Raw genomic sequence first — 19,467 nt, forward strand, 5'->3', positions numbered from 1 at the left:
AAGGAGTCTGACATGTCTGTCCCGTTTACCACCGCATTTCACCATATGCCAACCCCAGCGTTTATCGCGCATATCCCCTCTGGCGAAATCGTGGCGGCAAACGAGCGCCTAGAAAGCCTCTATTTAAATGTCGGGGCCGCACGTCAAGAGACTTGGCAAGATTTGATCAATGACCAAAACTCTATTTTGGCCGAAGTCGTCGCTCAAGTGGAACGTGGCTTATTAGAACAAGTGAGCGCCAAGATGCACGTGGGTGATCGTACCATCGCCGCCGAAGTGTCGCTGACCATCCTCGACGATGAGCACGTGTTAGGCTATATCTCACACACCGAGCACCTAGACTTCTCTGTGGCTGAGAACACCTTATTGAAGTTTGCTCTGACCGAATCTTCTGCGGGTATTTGGATGTGGGACGTGGAAGACGATACCGTATCGTGCTCACCATCGATCACCACACTGCTGGGCTGCTCATTAGAAAATACGCCGCACAGCACCGTAGCCTGGCACGAACGTGTTCACCCAGACGATCTGCACAAACTATCGCGCACCGTTGAAGAGCACGTTGAGCACAAACAGCGCTATTACGAATGTGACTACCGCCTACGCCGCGCCAACGATGAATACATCTGGGTGCGTGAGCGTGGCCGTACTTATAGCCAAAGCGCCGATGGCTCCGTGCAAAAAATCATTGGCTTTGTCGAAGACATCAGCCATCAAAAAGCGTTGGAAGAGCACCTGCGCTCGCAAGCCACGTTTGATGAACTGACTGGATTATTGAATCGTGGCGCCGCACTGACGCACTTCACTAAACAGCTTGGCTTAGCACGTCGCCAATATACGCCGCTCACCATGGCCAAAATCGACCTCGACTGTCGTGGTCTGTTAGCAGATATGCCACTTGAAAAACGCAATACTGCGATTCATACCTCGGCGCGCTTTATCTACAAAAAGATTCGCGAATCGGACATTTTGGCCCGTGTTGCCCATGACAAGTTACTACTTCTTTTACCTAACACCAGCCTAAAAGATGCTGAGAAGTTAATTCAAGGCATCATCAAGCCGACCGAGGAAGAGCAAAAAGTCCTAGAATTTAGTGACGCCAGTTACCGTAACCTATGTGTCGGTCTAGCGACGTTCCCAGAGGATGGCGAAACCATTGAAGAGCTGGCACAAAGCGCTAACTCAGCAGTCGAAAAAGGTCGCTCACAAGGCGTTGCGGTATCCTTAATGGACTAGCAACTCCCTACTAACCCCCATTAAAAAAGGCGCTCAGTGAGCGCCTTTTTACGTTATTCGCCTTGCAGTGTTAACACCAGCGTACGCGATCCCGCACGATTGCGATGCTCACACAGGTAGACACCCTGCCAGATGCCTAAGTTGAGTTCGCCATTGGTCACGGGAATAGTCACGCTCGAGCCCAAAATACTGCTCTTAAGATGCGCGGGCATATCATCACTGCCCTCATAAATATGCTGGTAGTACGGCTCATCTTCTGGCACCGCATGGTTAAAGTAGCTTTCAAAATCCACCCGCACCGTTGGATCGGCATTTTCATTGATGGTCAATGACGCGGATGAATGCTTAATAAACACATGCAGCAAGCCCACATCCAAGCGGCGTAATTCAGATAACTGCTGCTCAATTTCATCAGTAATCAAATGAAAGCCACGCTTACGCGGTGAGAGGCGAATTTCTTTTTGTAGCCACATACTAGGTTAGACCTTTTCGTACACGCTGAAACGGTAGTCGTAAGGGTTTGGACCTTCGGCTGCGAACGCTTCTTCGCCGGCTTTACGGTACTGCTGCCAATCCACTTCAGGGAAGAATGCATCGCCTTCCACTTCAGCGTCCACATGAGTGATATACAAACGATCCGCTTGTGGCAAGGTCAGTTCGTAAATTTGCGCACCACCGATCACCATCACTTCTTCATGACCATCGATCAAGCAGATGTCTTCACCTAGTTGAATCGCTGCCTCTAGGGACGATACCACATCAATGCCTTCTGCTTGGTAATCAGGGTTACGCGTGATGACGATATTACGACGCCCAGGTAAAGGGCGACCGATGGATTCAAAGGTGTTACGCCCCATAATAATCGGCTTACCCATAGTTACTTGCTTGAAGTACTTAAGATCGTTTGGCAGGTGCCAAGGTAATGCATTGTTAATACCGATCACTCGGTTGGTCGACATTGCCACAATCAGAGATAGCATAGTTGCTCCCGTGTATATTCATTCTCGATCTAGGTCGCCACTCAGCTTTGTTTTTAAGTTCAGCCTCGGCTTTAGTACAAGATCTGCTATAATTGCCGCCATTTTACCCCAACAAAGGGCTCAATTACATGAAACAATATTTAGACCTTTGCCGCCGCATTATCGATGAAGGCGAATGGGTTGCCAACGAACGTACCGGCAAGCGCTGTTTAACCGTGATCAATGCGGACCTCACTTACGACGTCGGTGCCGGTGAATTCCCTCTAGTCACAACACGCAAAAGCTACTGGAAATCTGCTATCGCCGAGATCATCGGTTATCTGCGCGGCTACGATAACGCCGCTGATTTTCGTGCCCTAGGCACCAAAACCTGGGATGCCAATGCCAATGAAAACCCAGCATGGCTCGCCAACCCTCACCGCAAAGGTGAGGACGACATGGGACTTTGCTATGGCGCCATCGGTCGTAACTTCCCTAAGCCTGACGGCGGTAAAGTAGATCAGCTACAAAACATTGTCGATGACCTAAGCGCTGGTATTGATAACCGTGGTGAGATTTTTACCTTTTACCACCCAGGCGCATTGGACCTAGCTTGCCTGCGCCCATGCATGTACAGCCATCACTTCTCCTTGCTAGGCGACACCTTGTACCTTAACAGTACCCAGCGCAGCTGTGATGTGCCTTTAGGGCTGAACTTCAACATGGTGCAGGTGTATTTTTTATTGGCGATCATGGCACAAATCACTGGTAAGAAGCCTGGTAAAGCGTTCCATAAAATCGTTAATGCGCACATCTATGAAGATCAACTCGAACTGATGCGCGATGTGCAGCTTAAACGTGAGCCTTTGGCAGTGCCGACATTTAAAATTAACCCTGACATCAAAACCCTAAAAGACCTTGAAACCTGGGTCACCTTAGACGACTTCGAATTAGAAGGGTATGAGTATCACGCGCCCATCGCTTACCCCTTTTCGGTGTAAGCCAAGCTCGCTGAGCTTGAGTCACAAAAAAGCCGCTGTCTGATACCAGACAGCGGCTTTTTAACTCTACAGCCCTTACTTTTGCGGATAGCGCTGCAACTTAAAACCAATCAGCAGTAGCGCGATGCCACCCAAGACCATCGGTAATGACAGTAGCTGACCTTGGGTAAGCCAGCCAAAAGCAATGTAACCCAGCTGCGGATCCGGCTCGCGTACAAATTCCACCAAGATGCGAAAGATGCCGTAAAACAACAGAAACATACCCGACACGCAGTAGCGCGGCTTAGGCTTACTAGAGAAGAACCATAAGATGGTAAACAAAGCCACCCCTTCTAGGGCAAACTGATACAGTTGCGAAGGATGACGCGCCAGCTGCAGTGGATCACCAGGGAAAATCATGGCCCAAGGCACATCCGTGGCTCGACCCCAAAGCTCACCACCGATAAAGTTACCCAAGCGACCGAGCCCTAGCCCAATCGGCACAAATGGCGCGCCAAAATCGAGGATATCCATCATGTGTTTTTGCGTTTTACGAGCGAATAACGCCATCGCCACGATGACACCGATCAGGCCACCATGGAACGACATGCCGCCCTCCCATATGCGTAGCAACACCATAGGGTTATCGGCAAACGCGGGGAATTGATAAAACAGTATGTAGCCAATACGACCGCCCAGAATGACACCGATAGCGCCATAAAAAATCATGTCGCTGACTTGCTCAGGCGTCCATAGGCCATTTGAGCGGCGCGCTCTATAGACACCTAAATAGTACGCTGAGACAAAACCAATTAAGTACATTAAGCCATACCAATGTATGGCGATGGGACCAAGGGACACCGCAACCGGGTCAATATTTGGGTAGGCAATCATATGCGATCTTATGTGAGTTAAGTAGGTTAGAGATCAGCCGTCTTAGAAGGGCGAATCAAGCGTTCGACACCGGCTTCACGCACGAGTTTCATCATTGTTTGCTTAACCGCATCCGAATGCGCCAACGGCATAACTTGAGCAAGCATGTCTTGCGCCTGCTGCATGGTTAGCTTACGTAATACAGCTTTCACTTTCGGCAAACTGGTCGAGCTCATGGATAAGGTGTCATAGCCCATTGCCATGATCAAGATAGCGCCGATAGGGTCACCGGCCATTTCACCACAAACACTTAGCTTAACGCCCTCCCCTCGAGTACGCTCAACAATGTCGGCTAACGCACGCAATACCGCGGGATGGAAGTTATGATAGAGGCCAGCTACGCGGGAGTTGTTACGATCAACTGCGAGTAAGTACTGCGTCAAATCGTTACTCCCCACTGACATAAAATCCACCATGCCTGCTAACTCTTTGGCTTGATAGACTGCACTTGGCACTTCAATCATGACCCCTACTTTGGGCATGATGACATCGTATCCCTCTTCTTTGACTTCCGCATAGGCACGGCGAATCAGCGCCAACGCTTCTTCGACTTCGGCAATATTAGAAATCATCGGCAGCATGATTTTTAGGTTGTGCAAACCAGAGCTAGCTTTGATCATGGCACGAATCTGCGCCATGAAAATTTCCAAGTGATCGAGGGTCACACGGATACCACGCCAGCCAAGGAAAGGGTTTTCTTCTTTAATAGGGAAGTATGGCAGCGCTTTATCACCGCCGATGTCCAGTGTACGAATAGTCACTGGCGCTGGCGCAAAGCCTTCTAATTGCTGGCGATAAATCTGCTCTTGATCGGCTTCAGTTGGGAAGCGGTCACGGATCATAAATGGCACTTCGGTGCGGTATAAGCCCACCCCTTCAGCGCCACGATCAAGCGAACGATTAATATCGGCTAATAAGCCTGTGTTGACGTAAAGACCGATACGTTGACCATCTAAGGTTTCGCAAGGTAAATCTTTAAGCGCTTCGTACTCGCTTTCGAGTTCACGCTCTTCATCCACGATTTGCTGGTAGCTTTCGGTAATAGCCTCAGAAGGATGAGTGTAGATTTGCCCTGAGTAACCATCGACAATCATATCGATCTTATCGAGCTTGGCGTAAGGTAAATCGACCGCGCCCATCACTGTTGGGATGCCCATCGCACGCGCCAAGATCGCCACATGAGAGCTGCTAGAGCCCATCACTGACACTAAGCCTTTGACCTTGTCGAGCGGGAATTCACCCAACATCGAAGCGGTCAGCTCTTCACTCACCAAAATCACTGGATCGACGATTTCTTCGCTCGCGGCAGGATTCTTCTCTTGTAAGTGGGCTAAAATACGACGCCCTAAGTCACGAATATCACTGGCCCGCTCACGTAGGTACGGATCGTCCATCTTCTCAAAAAAGGAGATATGCAGCTTCACAACTTGGCGCAATGCACCAGGCGCCCAGTTACCGTCTTTAATACGGTTAACGATTTCAGCGGCTAATGAATTGTCATCTAGGATTTTGAGGTACACATCAAATAAGGCTTTTTCATCATTACTGATGTGCTTACTAAGGCGTGAGCTGACCTTGCGAATATCTTTGCGCACCGCATCCAGGGCTTGGTAGAAGTTATCCACTTCATCGTCAACACTTTGTGGCACACGATCAGGAATCGCATCAAGATCTGCTGGCGGGAACACCACCTGAGATTTACCGATCGCGACCCCAGCACTGCCTGGAATGCCTTTATAACGCAAGTCGGCACCAGGAGACGGCGCATCAGGCGTTAACGACTCCATTGCCCCAGTCGCTTCAGCATGGGCAATAACACCCGCTAACTGGGCCGAGAGGGTAATTAAAAAGGCTTCTTCGCCTTCGTCGAATCGACGACGATCTTCGTGCTGTACCACCAATACACCCAGTACTTGGCGATGGTGGATAATCGGCACACCTAAGAAAGACTTGTAACGCTCTTCACCGGTACCACTTAGGTAGTGGAACGATGGGTGGGTATGCGCATCTTCAAGGTTAACTGGCTCTGCACGACGCCCCACTAAGCTCACCAGACCTTCGTCTGCTTTTAAACTTAGCTTACCTGCGGCATCGGCATTCAAGCCGCGCGTCGCCATTAAGATATAATCTTGGCTATTAGGATCCACTAGGTAAATTGAGCAGACTTCTGAACGCATCGCCCGTCGCACACGGCGAACAATGATGTCCAGTGCAGCCTGAAGTGACTGTGCGCCAGTCACTTCTTGAGTAATTCGTCTCAATAAACTTAGCATGATTCCTCTTCTATCCAGCAGGCGGAAGCCTAAGCTTGCTTATTCCTGCGATTAAGCCATCGGTGTGCATTGGGCACTAATTCTTTTAACGCACGTCGATAGACATCCTTTTTGAACGCGACCACTTGTCCCAGCGGATACCAATAACTCACCCAGCGCCACCCATCGAATTCCGGACAATCACTGCCGTCTACACATACGCAGGCGTCCGCGCAGCGAATGGATAGCAAAAACCATTTCTGTTTCTGTCCGATACAAAGGGGTTTGCTGTTATGACGCAACATGCGCTTGGGCAGGCGATAACGCAACCAACCTCTTGTCCTACCGACTATTTCAACTTGGTGTGGCTCTAAGCCCACCTCCTCTTTTAGCTCACGGTAAAGCGCTTGTTCTGGTGTTTCATCCGCTTTTATGCCGCCTTGGGGGAACTGCCACGCATTTTGACCTACGCGTCTTGCCCAAAGTAGCTGGCCTCGCTCGTTCATCAAAATGATGCCTACATTCGGTCTATATCCGTCTGCATCAATCACGAGCCTTCACCTTATAACTTAAATCTAATAAAGATCATTGTTCCATAATTCCTTGTTTTGCACAATTGACTGGGCTGTTATTTGTCAGGCGCGCCGCTATACTGGGAGGGCAGTAAACAATTAAAAGGTGATGCAGTGACACTGGCGATTTTTGACTTAGATGGCACGCTATTAAGCGGTGACAGCGACTACAACTGGGGACAATTTCTAGTTGAGAAAGGGTTAGTAGACGTTAATGTCTACAAAGAAGCGAATGATAAGTTCTTTGAGCAATATCAAGCAGGCACCCTCGACATCCATGAGTACTTAGCATTTAGCCTAAAGCCACTCACCCAATTCAGCAAAGCTGAGCGTGACAGCTTGCACGCTGAATTTATGGCGACCAAAGTGCGTCCGATGATGCAGGAAGAAGCTCATAAACTATTGAAATTCCACAAGGATCAAGGCCACTTCTTATTATTGATCACTGCCACCAACCAGTTTGTCACAGGCCCTATCTCCGAAGAACTGGGGATGGACCATATCATTGCCCCGGTGCCAGAAGTGATCAACGACGAATACACCGGCAAGATTGTCGGTGTGCCAAGCTTCCAAGGCGGCAAAGTGACACGTCTTAACCAATGGCTAGAAGAAACCGGCCACTCTATGGAAGGCAGTTACTTCTACAGCGACTCACGTAATGACTTACCGCTATTAGAGTTGGTTGATCATCCGATTGCAGTTGATGCCGACCCAATTTTGACCGACATCGCCAAAGAGCGCGGCTGGCCACACATCTCCCTACGTGGCAATTCGATGTAAGCCTCTCTTTAATAGAAACGCAGCCTTGAGGCTGCGTTTCTATTTATGCTTTATCGGCGCTTAGTCAGTGCCGCAAGCCTGTTTCAGAGGCTCAGACAGCTCGGCAACGCTGCCATAATAATCCACTTGCTCAATACGGCCTTGATCTACACTGAGTAAAGTCACCTGCCCCGCTTGAGTCGGTATTTGCTGACTGACCGTACCGTCTCGATCTAACCAAATAGGATATGGCTGCTCCTGCATCGATGGAATCGCCACCAAATTAGAGATCAAGCTTGGCATGCCACTGATATCAGCCAAATAAACTAACTCCCCTGACTGCATACAAGCTGTGTTGATCGTTTGCAGACTGTCACGCACAATATCTTTAGCGCCCATGCCTTCAACAAAAAGCAGCGTTTGCATCGTGTTCTGGTGATCAAAACCATTGCCGTGCTGATCTTTGATACCCGCCAGCGAAATAGTCTCACCTGTTGTCAAAGGTGGTTCCACTGTTTGTGTGGCACAACCAACCAGCGGCAGTACTGCAGTTAAAGCCAAAGCAATTAGTGTTCTTGTCATTATTAGCTCCATTCCTTGTTAATACGGTGAACGCTGAACAGAATAATTGAACCTACTAAACCTAGGTTAATTACTCACTCTTAAGACCAGCTTACAGTAACGTCAAGTACACACAAGGTTTCGCTCATTTCTTCGCTTAGGAAGCTCTTCATGACGTTCGCTGATTATTTTAAGAATCCCATCGTGCAATCTATTACGGCTGCCCTACTCTGGGCATGGCTGATGGCTTCATCGTTTGTGGTCTCCGCTTATGTCACGTCTTATGCTTCTCCATTCGCTACCACGGGGCTACGTTTTATCATGGCATTGGTACTGATGACCCCCATATATTTTTGGCTGCCCAAACGCCCAGAGGATTCGCTTGGTGCTGTGCTCAGTAGCCGTTCGTTAACGATGAAATATTTGCTCATCAGTGGCGCCTTGGTCGGTTTTTTTATTGGGCTATTCAGTGCACTTAAGACGACCTCGTCGCTAAACACTTCTGTCATGTACACGCTAGTACCACTCCTAGGAGCGATACTCATGCTCAGCTTTGGTCAACGTACCTCCTATAAACATTGGTTAGGCTATATGGTTGGCTCCGCTGGCGCTATCAGCGTACTAGTCTTTACCCGTGAAGGAACACTCTCATGGCACGTTGGTGATGGCATTTACTTCTTTGCCTGTGGCTTATTGGCGCTGCATATTATTAGCGTGCAACACTGGAGCAAAACGGTAGCCGCTTTTACAGGCGCTTATCGTATTATGTTTTTTGGTAGTCTCTGGTTGATTCCGATCACTCTGATATGGGGGGATTTAGGTAGCGTTGCTTGGCAAAGCTCAGAGTTTTGGCTCTTGTTACTCTACTTAACCTTGTTTACCACCTTGCTGACCTTTGTATTGCAGCAGCTAGTGATTCGCTTTGGTGGGGCTTCACGTTTATTGGCTTTCAGCTATACCATACCTATTTGGGTTGCCCTGTATCAGGCCAGCCAAGGCCAAGATATCTTGCTATATTCCTATGGTTTTATGATCGGCTGCGGTATGGTGCTATTGGCCCTATTTATGATCGACAGCCAACCTAACAAAACGTCGGAACCGTGTGATGGATAAGCAATATTTAACTCGACAATTAATGCGCTTCTTCGATCAATATCAAGCGGGAATTGATTGGCGTCCGTGCAATACAGAGTTCAAAGTCCATACGTTAAATAAGGGCGATTGTTTACTGCAACAGGGCGAACCATGTAGCAACATGTTCTTTTTATGCAGTGGTTTAGTACGCTATTACAGCGTTTCACAAAACGGCAAGGAATACACACAGACCATTGCCAAGGCGCCTAAGTTGGTGGGTTCTACTCGCGCTCTAGGTCTTGTTCAACCCGCGCTCTTTAATATCGAAGCGGTCTGCCCTAGTGTGGCGATTTCATTTCCGTGGCAGAGCTTTTATCAACAGATGAGCCAAGACTTAGCCTTTACGCAAGCCTATGCCAAGTTCTTAGAAAGTATTTTTATTGCCAAGGAGCAAAAAGAATACGCCATGGTGAAGCACTCCGCTACGCAGCGCTATTTGGACTTTTGTCGTGACTTCTCAGAGCTGAAGGACGTACTGCCGCAACAACATATTGCGTCTTATATTGGCATTACTCCCATTGCCTTGAGTCGTATTCGCGCCCAATTAAAAAACAATGCCTGCTGAGCCATAAAAAACGCAGCCTAGGCTGCGTTTTGTTAAGATCTTAAAGACCCATATTATTGTGCACGCGATAGAACAGTGCTTTAAGGTATTCCGTCTCAGGAATCGCTGGGTGCACTGGGTGATCCGGCGCTTGCGTACCGCGATAAATCAGCTGTGAGAAGCGCTCTAGCTGACGGCTGTTGCTGCGCACGATGTCATGCAAACGGCCCGTTTCTAGGTGCATCGAGCAAGAGCCTGATACCAAGATACCGCCTTTGGCAACCAGACGCATGGCTAGCTGGTTGGCGCGATGGTAGGCCCCTTCACCGGCTTTAATGTCTTTACGGCGGGCGATAAACGCAGGGGGATCCATGACCACAACATCAAAGCGCTGCTTCTCTTCGATCAGAGATTGCATGGCTTCAAAGGCATCGCCCTGCATCAGGTTGGCTTCACCTTCGTATTGGTTCAGCGCCAAGTTAGCATCCACATGATCCAGCGCCGCTTCTGAGGCATCAATAAAGGTCACATCCGTCGCACCCGCTGCGGCGGCTTGTACGCCCCAACCACCGACATATGAGAATACGTCTAGGACTTTCTTACCCGAGCAGAACTGCTGCATGGTCTTGCGGTTTTCACGGTGATCGTAGAACCAACCGGTTTTCTGACCATCCCAAACTGGCGCTTGGAACAAAACATCGTTTTCTTTTAGGTAGACCACTTCTGGCACATGCCCAAAGACTTCTTCGACATAAGTATCCAGACCTTCGATGTTGCGCATTTTGCCATCGTTTTTCATCAAGATCGCACTCGGCTTCACCACTTCTTGGAGTGCCTCAATGACTTCTTCTTTGATGCGCTCGATACCTGCGGTCGAAATCTGTACCACCAAGATATCGGCAAAACGGTCGACAACCAAGCCAGATAAGCCATCCGAGTCACCAAAAACAAGGCGGTAATACGGCTCTGGATAGCTCATTTCACGTAGTGATAACGCGATTTTTAAGCGATGTACCAAGGTCGATTTGTTCAGTACAGTGTCTGCACTACGGCTGATTAAGCGTCCACAAATCAGTGTGTTAGGGTTGATCGTCGCTACACCTAAAGGCTTGCCTTGCGCTGTTTCGACCACCACTTGATCCCCCGCATTGAATTGCTTCAACGGCGTGGCATCGGTGTTCACTTCATTGCTATAAATCCACTGATGGCCCGCACGAAGTCGTCTATCTGCTTGCCCTTTTAACCGAATTACACTCAAACTTATCACCAAGGTTACATTTAAAAACGCTATTATAAATGTTCACTGAGTGATTTCTATGGCAACACTCGAATTCGCTGACTTTTCATACATTACGCAAGGGTTAAAACGCGCATATGTCGACTGGACTTAACGATGAACAAATCCAACGTGTGCTACAAGGCATTACGATCCCACCACAGCCACAAGTGATGGTCGATTTGCATATGGAACAAGCCATGCCAGAGCCAGATATGAGCCGTATTGCTGATATCATTGCTCAAGATGTAGGCTTATCGGCGGCCGTACTGAAGTTTGTTAACTCGGCTTACTTTGGCCTACCGCGTAAAATCTCATCGATTCAACAAGCAGTCATGATGCTAGGGATTAACGCCATTGCCAACATCGTTAATGGGTTAGCGGTGAAGAGCGAATTGTCTGATGGCGCCATTGAGTCACTGCATCATTTCTGGGACAACGCCATGGATGTGGCGGCCGTGTGCGCCAGTATCGCCAATCAGATTGGCTTTAAGTACGGCGACGAATGTTACGCTCTTGGCCTATTCCATAACGCAGGCATTCCATTGATGATGAGCCGTTTTGAGGGCTACAAGCAGGTATTAGAGTCAGGTTATCAGTCGTCGAATTTTGAGCTGACCGATCTTGAAAACCGCACTTTTAAAACCAACCACTCAGTGGTGGGGTACTACCTTGCCAAAAGTTGGGCACTGCCAAAAACTTGCTGTCATGTGATTGCCCATCAGCATCGAGCTCATAAGCTTTACACCAACCGTATTGCGGGTGACAGTAAACATCTGACTTTTTTATCTATCTTAAAAATGGCTGAGCACATTAGCGGTACCTATAAGCATCTAGGCAAAGCAGCAGAAGATTACGAGTGGATGGATATTGGTCATTATGCGTTAGAGCATTTAGAGCTGACCGAATACGATTTTGAAGGCATTATCGACGTCTGCCGTGAGCAAGGCATCGGCATGGTTTAACTATGTAAGAGCGCCATGCGCTCTTACATAGTTAATCTCTAAGCGGCTTTAGCCTCAGTTGGGAACATCACCAAGTGATCCAAATGCACACTCAAGCCAATCTCTTGACCGATGGAGTGATTATGGTGCGAGGAAGCAAAACAGTAGATCACCTTGCCCGAGCTCAGTTTCACACGATACAAAAAGTACGACCCACGAAACCACTTACTGACAATCAAGCCCTTAAACTCGCTGTCGTCATCATGCAAAATATCATCTGGGCGCACCAATAAGTCGACCTTTTCGCCCGACGCAAAACCATGATCCAACTCGCCTTGGATTTCGCCAAGATCAGAGTGCACGCAGTTTGAGCCACAGACTACCGCTGGCAAAAAGTCACCTTGCCCAATAAACATGGCGACAAAGCGCGACACTGGCTCATGGTAAATTTCATAAGGCGTGCCCACCTGCAAGATTTGCCCAGATTCCATAATGGCCACCTGATCGGCCATGGCAAAGGCTTCCGCCTGATCATGCGTGACTAAGATCGCGCTGACCTTCTCATGCAATAAAATCGCACGGATATCTGGTACTAGCTCTTCGCGCAGTTTCGCGTCTAAACCGGAAAAAGGCTCATCCATCAGTAACAATTTTGGCTTTGGCGCAATCGCACGGGCCAGCGCTACGCGCTGCTGTTGACCGCCAGATAAAGAGTGCGGATAGCGCTCTTTGTAGCCAGACAAGCCAACTAAATCCAGTAAGTAATCGATGCGCGCTTCAGTGTCCGCTTTTGACCAGCCCTTTAAACCAAAAGCAATATTGGCGCCGATCGTCAGATGCGGAAACAAGGCAATGTCTTGAAACACCATACCGATGCTGCGTTTTTCTGGGCTGACTAGCTCATCTGGCGATGACAACACCTCGTTGTCCAAACAAATACTGCCGGCCATGAGGGGCTCAAAGCCAGCGATGGCGCGTAGCAGAGTCGATTTGCCACAGCCACTTGGCCCTAGTAAACAACCGATCTGGCCTTCAACGATACGAAAGTTCGCGTCTTTCACCACAGGCTCACCTTGGTAGCCTACCGCGGCATTTTCTAGCTTCAGTTCTTTTAACATTTTATTAGGTGGCATTGCTGTCATTGTAACACTCCACGAACTCTAGTGATTGGCTGAGGAAATCGAGCGACTCAACAGAATCACCGGAATCAGCCCCACCGCCACGATCATTAAGGATGCTGGCGCCGCATCGACCAATCGCTCGTCTGATGCCAATTCAAACGCGCGCACCGCCAAGGTATTGAAATTAAAAGGACGTAAGATCAATGTTGCTGGCAGTTCTTTAAGCACATCCACAAACACAATCAGTAACGCCGTCAGCACTGAGCTTCTTAATAACGGAACATGAATACGACGCAACACCTGCGCGGGCGTACAACCTAATGATCGTCCTGCCATATCCATACTCGGCTTCACTTTGCCTAAGCCGCTTTGAATCGAGCCCAACGAGACCGCCATAAAGCGAACCGTGTAGGCGAACAAAAGTGCCACGATCGTGCCAGACAGCACCAGCCCTACTCGGTCACCGGTCAGATGTTGTACGCCATCGATGATACGATGATCAAGCCAAGCCAAAGGCACAATCACGCCAATCGCAATAATTGTCCCTGGTAAGGCATAACCAAGCCCTGCAGTCACCACAGCAGTTTGCACGCTTTTCTGCTTATGCAAGCGCGCCGCGTAAGCCAATACCAACGCTAACGCGACCGTAATCAAGGCCGCTAAAGCCGCCAAGTAAAACGAATTCCAAGATAAGGACACAAAATCCCAACCAACAGATTGCGCTTCAAATACTGCCCAATACAGCAACACTGCTGCCGGGAGTACAAAGCCGCCCACGATTGGCAGTAGACACGCCAAGAACGCCAAGACCGCCGACACACCCTTTAACTGTATCTTACGCTGACTGGCCTTGCGTAGGCCTGAAGCATGATATTGAATCTTACGCCGCGAATAGCGCTCGGCAAAAATCAGCACTGCCACAAACAACAGCAATATACCCGCCAGCTGAGACGCAGCTGCCAGATCACCAAAACCATAGAAGGTACGCATGATACCGGTGGTAAAGGTTGTTACGCCGAAGTACTGCACCGTGCCATAGTCAGCCAAGGTCTCCATCATCGCCAAGGTGACGCCCGCCACAATCGCTGGGCGCGCCATCGGCAGCGCTAAACGAAAAAATGCTTGCGGCGCCGAATAGCCCAAGGTACGGCACACCTCTAAGGTGTTAGCGGATTGCTCAAGAAACGCCGCACGGCTCATAAGATAAACATAGGGATACAGCACTAACGCCAGCATCACAAAGGCGCCACCTAAAGAGCGCATCTCAAAGAACCAGTATTCGCCATAGCCTAAGCCTGTGACATCACGAATAAACGTTTGCACGGGGCCGGCGAAATCAAACAAGCCAGTGTAGGTGTAAGCAATAATGTAAGCAGGCATCGCTAACGGTAACAACAATGCCCAAGAAAACACCGAACGCCCTGGAAAGTCACAAGCACTGGTCAGCCAAGCCGCTGGCACCCCCATCACCAAGGTGCCCAATGTCACCCCAACCATCAACAGTAAGGAGTTGGATACATAATCAAACAACAAGGTGTCATAAAGGTGTTGCCAGACATCACTGCCGCCCAAAAAGATATTCACCACGATGATAAATACCGGGATCGCCAGCAAAATTGCCACACCCAGTGCGGCAAGCTTTAATAAAGAAATCCCACTTCGTGAAGACGAAGTGGGATGAGTGCTCGTCAGAATTGACATGTCACATGTGGTCTCGCGATTCGTTAGCTTATTTCCAGCCGGCCGTATCCATCATCTCAACCGCCATACGGTTGTTGTCACCAAGTACGCTCAATGACATAGAATCGGCTTTAAACTCGCCAAATGGCTGTAGGCTTGCGGGTGGTGCAACGCCTTCTACCACTGGGTATTCGTTATTGACTTTAGCGTACCACTCTTGGCTTTCGTGGTTCGTTAAGTATTCGACCAACAGCTTAGCATTGTCAACATTCGTCGCTGACTGAGTCAAACCAATGCCACTAACATTGACGTGGGCACCACGATCATCTTCTGCTTGGTTGGGCCAAAACAGCTCTAGCGCTTCGTACACTTCACGATCTTGTGCGTTGTCGCTCTGCCCTAGACGTCCAAAGTAGTATGTATTGGCAAGTGTCACATCACATACGCCCGCTGCCACAGCTTTAAGCTGATCGGTATCGCCACCAAATGGTGGGCGTGCGAAGTTCGCCACAAAGCCATTTAACCATTCTTGCGTGGCTTCTTTACCATCAGCTTCGATCATAGAAGCGACCAACGACTGGTTATAGATATTAGACGAAGAGCGTGCACAGATACGTCCTTTCCATTTTGGATCGGCTAGATCTTCGTAAGTCGATAATTCGTCTGCATCAACGGTTTCAGGATTGTAGAAAATCACGCGTGCGCGCTGCGATAGACCGTACCAGTAACCATCACGATCGTGCAGGTGATCTGGCACAACATCGTCTAGTACAGGGGTTTCAAAAGGCTGTAGTACACCAGCGTCTTTAGCACGGTATAAACGACCGGCGTCGACCGTAATAAATACATCTGCAGGGCTGGCACTGCCTTCTACTTGCAAACGACGTAATAAAGCATCAGCGCTACCAGTCACTAGGTTAACCGTGACATCGTGCTTTTCTGAAAATGCTTCTAAAGCGGGTGCGATCAAGGCTTCTTTGCGCGCCGAGTAAACATTCACTTCGCCTGCGGCGCTAGCCAGCATTGGTGCCGCCATGCTACCAGTCACAAGCGTTGCTAGAGTCGCCTTCATAAAAGCGGAAGGTACAAAAGAAGGGTTGGTCTTTTTATTGGTCATTATTGACACCTTAGCTGCGTGTTGAATATTGAAGTGCAGTGGATAAAAAAGCTTATAAATCTCACTATAAATGAAAACAGTTTGTGTTTACATAGCTTTTCCAATACCGCTGTCGTGTATCAGCGAAAAAACGGCACTTGAGCCTGTTACAGACAAAAAAAGAGAACCGAAGTTCTCTTTTTACTTATCTTAATAGAGCTAAAGTCGCTATCTCTAGCGCAGTCCCGCGGCGTGGGCCACCAATTGACGCTTGATCATAGAAGACTGATGACACAGTTTTAGACCAATATTGCGCAGCTGTACGATCGCTGGTTGCTGAGTACTGAAGGTGCGCTTGAACGCTTCCATGGATGCTGACATCGCGATGTTGTCGAGCATGCGCGCCCGTTGATAACGGCGTAAGGTCTTAAGGTCACCTAGCGCTTCGCCGCGTTGATGAGCTTTCACCAAGATGGGAACTAAAGCGCTGACATCGGCAAAGCCAAGATTGGCGCCTTGGCCTGCCAATGGATGGATCGTATGCGCGGCATCACCAATGAGAGCAATACCCTCTTGAACGTATTGCTTAGCATGACGCTGGCGCAGTGGAATGGCTTGGCGTGGTACCGTGAGTGATAATGCTTCAAATGCACCGTTCATAGCGTAGGTCAGACGACGACAAAACGCCGCTTCTTCAAGCGCCACGAGTTGCTCCGCATCACTTGGCGCTACCGACCAAACAATCGAGACAAAATGGCGGCCATCCACACTAGGCAGCGGCAAAAAGGCCAAAATGCCTTCTTCACCAAAAGCTTGCCAAGCTGTGTCTTGGTGGCTGCGATCGATTTCGACTGTAGTGACAATAGCGTGATGCCCATAATCCCACTCGACCGTATCAAAACCATTGTCATGACGCAGTTTTGAGTTGGCGCCATCGGCGGCAATCAATACCGCCCCTAAAAGTTGGCGATCCGAGCTTAGGTCGATTTCGACTCCCCGCTCTACCTGTCGCTGCGCTTGGACGCTATCGTCAAAGTACAAATCAATGCCACGGGTATCATGCACGCTTTTCATCAAGGCATCGCACAACACCGCGTTTTCCACAAGCTGACCTAAGTAAGGCGGCTGTTGATAACGACTGTCGAAATCCACATAACCATCCCCAAGACCGTCCCACACCGCCATACGCTGATAGGGTGCCAAACGCTCTTGAGCGATACGCTGCCAAGCACCCGCCTGCTCTAGCAATTGCTGAGACAGGGCCGAGATAGCACTGACACGCGCATCGTACGCAGGTGGCGTCGACAATGGATAACGCCCTGAATGCTTATCAATTAATGCAACCGTTAAACCCTTTTGTGCGGTCAGCACAGCGGTTAACGCTCCCACCATTCCAGCACCTACAATGATCACATCGTATTCGCGCGCCATAGCCACCTCTACTTCTATGCGTTTGCTGCCATTAAGGCTTCAATTTCGTCAATTTCTTTTGCTAAACCATGCGTCAGTACGTATGGGCCTTGTGCTTGGATGAGTATATCGTCTTCGATGCGAATACCAATACCACGCCATTTGGGATCGACACTTTCATCATCAGGGTTGATGTACAGTCCTGGCTCCAGCGTCACCACCATACCCTCTTGTAAAGGACGCGACGCACCATCGACTTTATAGCGTCCACAGTCGTGTACGTCTAATCCTAACCAATGGCCAGTATTGTGCATGTAAAAGGCGCGGTAGGCCTTGCTCTCTATCAGCTCCGCAACAGAACCTTGTAGCAATCCAAGCTCAACCAAACCTTGGGTCAATACTTCTACGGCCGCATTATGAAACGCTTCGTAAGGTTGGCCGACAGTCATAAGCTTTAAGCCTGCGTGATAAGCATCGAGCACTAATTGGTACAGCTGAGCCTGCGGTTCACTGAATTTGCCATTAGCTGGAAACGTGCGAGTAATGTCTGAGGCGTAGCAACCCAGCTCGCAACCTGCGTCAATTAGGATCAAGTCGCCGTCTTCGATTTGTTCGTCGTTTTTAATGTAGTGCAACACACACGCATTACTGCCCGAAGCAACAATGTTGTTATAGGCAGGTACGCGCGCGCCCTGCTTCATAAAGACGTAATTAAGCTCCGCTTCCAGCTGATATTCCATCATACCTGGGGCGACACTTTGCATGGCTTGGGTGTGCGCTTGGACACTGATTTGTGCAGCACGCTCCATGAGTTCAATTTCTGCACTGTCTTTGATCAAGCGCATTTCATGCACCGCATCGGTCATATCCAACAAGGTAACAGGAGCTTGTGCCCCTTGGCGCGCTTTGGCTGCCAATTCATCACGCCAGTTTAGAACCTGATCACGTAACAGTGCGTCATCAAACAAGAGTGCGACCTGCTGCTTGCCATCGAGAAGCTCTAGCGCCAAATCATCCAGCTCATCAAGCTCCACCGCGCCATCCATAGCAAAGTCTTGCATCGCTCCGGTCATACCATGACGAAAGCCATCCCACTGCTCACGCTCAGGATCTTTAGGCAGCACGGCTAGGTGACTGGCACCATCAGGTAACATAAACAGCACAGCGCTAGGCTCATTAAAACCCGTCAAATAAAAGAAGCTGGAGTTTGGGCGAAACTCGTAGTCACAGTCATTATTACGTGTGCACAGCTCACCTGCGCGAACCACAGCCACAGTATCGCCGCCCAATTGCTGCATTAAACGCTGGCGACGAGCGCGGTAAATATCAGGCGATAAAGTCATATCAAATGTCCTCTGAAGTCACACGTAATAACGTTGATAGATTAATGGAAAAGCGTCGCAGTGCTGTTATCGTCTTGCTCTGGATTAACGCCATGATGCTCAGAATACAACATCATCGCTGACAAACGCACATACTCGATCAACTCCATTAGATCGGTTTCGTTGTCGTTGTTTTCTTCTAGATCGTCCATTTCAGACTGCATCGCAGAGATGTTGGCAAAGTCCTGTAATACTTGCTTGGTTTCATCCGACAGTTTTTCTTTACGACCGGATAAACCATAACCTGCCAAGAAGCCGTGCGCCCATTGCGCGAGCGTTTTACCGCGCTCATTAAGAGGCGCATCGTCATCACTCATACAAGGTTTTAGGGCGTATTCGCCATTTTGGAACAGCGTTTGCGTCGCCTGATACAGCTCAACGATCGCCGCACGACTAGCGTCTTCTTTCCAGCCTTCAATATCACACGTCTCAGCGACCATTGTCAGCCAGTCTTCCAATGGCAACGCCACGCCCGAAGCTAGGTAGCCGCATAATTGACCGTGTAGCTCAGCAGGCGACATAGAGATTGATTCGGTGACAAATACGTCGGCGATTAAGTCAAAATCCAGTGCATCAAGTAACATTTCTGTGGACATAGCAAGCCTGCCTTTTTCTTGAGATTAAAAAA

General features: G+C 49.1%; 19 protein-coding genes. 6 read left to right on the forward strand and 13 right to left on the reverse strand.

The genetic code is table 11. The features are described from left to right. Positions 1-12: 12 nt before the first annotated feature. Positions 13-1,236 carry a sensor domain-containing diguanylate cyclase gene (locus JQX58_RS13680; RefSeq protein WP_204147422.1) on the forward strand — a complete coding sequence of 408 codons (1,224 nt, stop codon included), beginning with the start codon at positions 13-15 and terminating at the stop codon, positions 1,234-1,236. 53 nt (positions 1,237-1,289) lie between these two features. Here JQX58_RS13680 and JQX58_RS13685 read toward each other — a convergent pair whose 3' ends face one another. Next, positions 1,290-1,709 (reverse strand): secondary thiamine-phosphate synthase enzyme YjbQ, encoded by a 420-nt coding sequence (locus tag JQX58_RS13685; protein WP_204147423.1) that lies wholly within the window; start codon positions 1,707-1,709, stop codon positions 1,290-1,292. A gap of 6 nt (positions 1,710-1,715) precedes the next feature. Continuing rightward, the gene (folA, locus tag JQX58_RS13690) at positions 1,716-2,216 is read right to left on the reverse strand and encodes a type 3 dihydrofolate reductase (protein WP_204147424.1); all 501 of its coding nucleotides are present in this window, start codon (positions 2,214-2,216) and stop codon (positions 1,716-1,718) included. Positions 2,217-2,344: 128 nt separating this feature from the next. Between folA and JQX58_RS13695 the strand changes: the two genes are divergently transcribed. Next, a complete protein-coding gene (locus JQX58_RS13695) occupies positions 2,345-3,196 on the forward strand; it encodes a thymidylate synthase (protein WP_204147425.1) in 852 nt (283 codons plus the stop codon). Positions 3,197-3,271: 75 nt separating this feature from the next. Here the strand turns inward: JQX58_RS13695 and lgt are convergent, their stop codons facing one another. The 3 genes from lgt to JQX58_RS13710 are packed head-to-tail and all read right to left on the reverse strand — an operon-like array spanning position 3,272 to position 6,911. After that, entirely contained in the window at positions 3,272-4,069 is a 798-nt protein-coding gene (gene lgt, locus JQX58_RS13700; protein ID WP_204147426.1) for a prolipoprotein diacylglyceryl transferase, read from the reverse strand. Positions 4,070-4,095: 26 nt separating this feature from the next. Next, a complete protein-coding gene (gene ptsP, locus JQX58_RS13705; RefSeq protein WP_204147427.1) occupies positions 4,096-6,381 on the reverse strand; it encodes a phosphoenolpyruvate--protein phosphotransferase in 2,286 nt (761 codons plus the stop codon). Positions 6,382-6,410: 29 nt separating this feature from the next. Further along, positions 6,411-6,911: an RNA pyrophosphohydrolase gene (locus tag JQX58_RS13710; RefSeq protein WP_204147428.1), complete on the reverse strand. Its 501-nt coding sequence runs from the start codon at positions 6,909-6,911 to the stop codon at positions 6,411-6,413. Positions 6,912-7,046: 135 nt separating this feature from the next. Between JQX58_RS13710 and JQX58_RS13715 the strand changes: the two genes are divergently transcribed. Then, a complete protein-coding gene (locus JQX58_RS13715) occupies positions 7,047-7,712 on the forward strand; it encodes a histidinol-phosphatase (RefSeq protein WP_204147429.1) in 666 nt (221 codons plus the stop codon). Between the two features lie 60 nt (positions 7,713-7,772). On the opposite strand, the gene JQX58_RS13720 is transcribed toward JQX58_RS13715, so the two are convergent. Then, entirely contained in the window at positions 7,773-8,273 is a 501-nt protein-coding gene (locus JQX58_RS13720; protein ID WP_204147430.1) for a hypothetical protein, read from the reverse strand. Between the two features lie 150 nt (positions 8,274-8,423). Between JQX58_RS13720 and JQX58_RS13725 the strand changes: the two genes are divergently transcribed. Next, a complete protein-coding gene (locus tag JQX58_RS13725; RefSeq protein WP_204147431.1) occupies positions 8,424-9,365 on the forward strand; it encodes a DMT family transporter in 942 nt (313 codons plus the stop codon). Then, positions 9,358-9,951, forward strand: coding sequence for a Crp/Fnr family transcriptional regulator (locus JQX58_RS13730; RefSeq protein ID WP_204147432.1), 594 nt, complete (start codon positions 9,358-9,360; stop codon positions 9,949-9,951). Before JQX58_RS13725 ends, JQX58_RS13730 begins: the two co-directional genes overlap by 8 nt. 40 nt (positions 9,952-9,991) lie before the next feature. Here the strand turns inward: JQX58_RS13730 and JQX58_RS13735 are convergent, their stop codons facing one another. Continuing rightward, a complete protein-coding gene (locus JQX58_RS13735; RefSeq protein ID WP_204147433.1) occupies positions 9,992-11,188 on the reverse strand; it encodes a class I SAM-dependent rRNA methyltransferase in 1,197 nt (398 codons plus the stop codon). A gap of 116 nt (positions 11,189-11,304) precedes the next feature. Here JQX58_RS13735 and JQX58_RS13740 point away from each other — a divergent pair, with 116 nt between their 5' ends. Further along, the gene (locus JQX58_RS13740; RefSeq protein ID WP_204147434.1) at positions 11,305-12,171 is read left to right on the forward strand and encodes an HDOD domain-containing protein; all 867 of its coding nucleotides are present in this window, start codon (positions 11,305-11,307) and stop codon (positions 12,169-12,171) included. Positions 12,172-12,209: 38 nt separating this feature from the next. Here the strand turns inward: JQX58_RS13740 and JQX58_RS13745 are convergent, their stop codons facing one another. The 6 genes from JQX58_RS13745 to JQX58_RS13770 form a co-directional block, all read right to left on the reverse strand. After that, a complete protein-coding gene (locus JQX58_RS13745; RefSeq protein WP_204147435.1) occupies positions 12,210-13,292 on the reverse strand; it encodes an ABC transporter ATP-binding protein in 1,083 nt (360 codons plus the stop codon). An 18-nt stretch (positions 13,293-13,310) separates the two neighbouring features. Beyond that, a complete protein-coding gene (locus tag JQX58_RS13750; protein WP_204147436.1) occupies positions 13,311-14,972 on the reverse strand; it encodes an ABC transporter permease in 1,662 nt (553 codons plus the stop codon). Positions 14,973-15,000: 28 nt separating this feature from the next. After that, positions 15,001-16,023 (reverse strand): Fe(3+) ABC transporter substrate-binding protein, encoded by a 1,023-nt coding sequence (locus tag JQX58_RS13755; RefSeq protein ID WP_204147513.1) that lies wholly within the window; start codon positions 16,021-16,023, stop codon positions 15,001-15,003. 258 nt (positions 16,024-16,281) lie between these two features. Further along, entirely contained in the window at positions 16,282-17,478 is a 1,197-nt protein-coding gene (locus JQX58_RS13760) for a UbiH/UbiF/VisC/COQ6 family ubiquinone biosynthesis hydroxylase (RefSeq protein ID WP_204147437.1), read from the reverse strand. 14 nt (positions 17,479-17,492) lie between these two features. Further along, positions 17,493-18,800 carry an aminopeptidase P N-terminal domain-containing protein gene (locus tag JQX58_RS13765; RefSeq protein ID WP_204147438.1) on the reverse strand — a complete coding sequence of 436 codons (1,308 nt, stop codon included), beginning with the start codon at positions 18,798-18,800 and terminating at the stop codon, positions 17,493-17,495. Positions 18,801-18,841: 41 nt separating this feature from the next. Next, the gene (locus JQX58_RS13770) at positions 18,842-19,435 is read right to left on the reverse strand and encodes a UPF0149 family protein (RefSeq protein ID WP_204147439.1); all 594 of its coding nucleotides are present in this window, start codon (positions 19,433-19,435) and stop codon (positions 18,842-18,844) included. Between the last annotated feature and the right edge of the window lie 32 nt (positions 19,436-19,467).

This window comes from Marinomonas ostreistagni (assembly GCF_016888445.1).
Taxonomy (GTDB): Bacteria; Pseudomonadota; Gammaproteobacteria; order Pseudomonadales; family Marinomonadaceae; genus Marinomonas; species Marinomonas ostreistagni.

Coding starts and splice junctions, on each gene's coding strand:
- JQX58_RS13680 (WP_204147422.1), top strand. CDS start 13: ATGTCTGTCCCGTTTACCACCGCATTTCACCATATGCCAACCCCAGCG.
- JQX58_RS13685 (WP_204147423.1), bottom strand. CDS start 1,709: ATGTGGCTACAAAAAGAAATTCGCCTCTCACCGCGTAAGCGTGGCTTT.
- folA (WP_204147424.1), bottom strand. CDS start 2,216: ATGCTATCTCTGATTGTGGCAATGTCGACCAACCGAGTGATCGGTATT.
- JQX58_RS13695 (WP_204147425.1), top strand. CDS start 2,345: ATGAAACAATATTTAGACCTTTGCCGCCGCATTATCGATGAAGGCGAA.
- lgt (WP_204147426.1), bottom strand. CDS start 4,069: ATGATTGCCTACCCAAATATTGACCCGGTTGCGGTGTCCCTTGGTCCC.
- ptsP (WP_204147427.1), bottom strand. CDS start 6,381: ATGCTAAGTTTATTGAGACGAATTACTCAAGAAGTGACTGGCGCACAG.
- JQX58_RS13720 (WP_204147430.1), bottom strand. CDS start 8,273: ATGACAAGAACACTAATTGCTTTGGCTTTAACTGCAGTACTGCCGCTG.
- JQX58_RS13725 (WP_204147431.1), top strand. CDS start 8,424: ATGACGTTCGCTGATTATTTTAAGAATCCCATCGTGCAATCTATTACG.
- JQX58_RS13730 (WP_204147432.1), top strand. CDS start 9,358: ATGGATAAGCAATATTTAACTCGACAATTAATGCGCTTCTTCGATCAA.
- JQX58_RS13740 (WP_204147434.1), top strand. CDS start 11,305: ATGTCGACTGGACTTAACGATGAACAAATCCAACGTGTGCTACAAGGC.
- JQX58_RS13745 (WP_204147435.1), bottom strand. CDS start 13,292: ATGACAGCAATGCCACCTAATAAAATGTTAAAAGAACTGAAGCTAGAA.
- JQX58_RS13750 (WP_204147436.1), bottom strand. CDS start 14,972: ATGTCAATTCTGACGAGCACTCATCCCACTTCGTCTTCACGAAGTGGG.
- JQX58_RS13755 (WP_204147513.1), bottom strand. CDS start 16,023: ATGAAGGCGACTCTAGCAACGCTTGTGACTGGTAGCATGGCGGCACCA.
- JQX58_RS13760 (WP_204147437.1), bottom strand. CDS start 17,478: ATGGCGCGCGAATACGATGTGATCATTGTAGGTGCTGGAATGGTGGGA.
- JQX58_RS13765 (WP_204147438.1), bottom strand. CDS start 18,800: ATGACTTTATCGCCTGATATTTACCGCGCTCGTCGCCAGCGTTTAATG.
- JQX58_RS13770 (WP_204147439.1), bottom strand. CDS start 19,435: ATGTCCACAGAAATGTTACTTGATGCACTGGATTTTGACTTAATCGCC.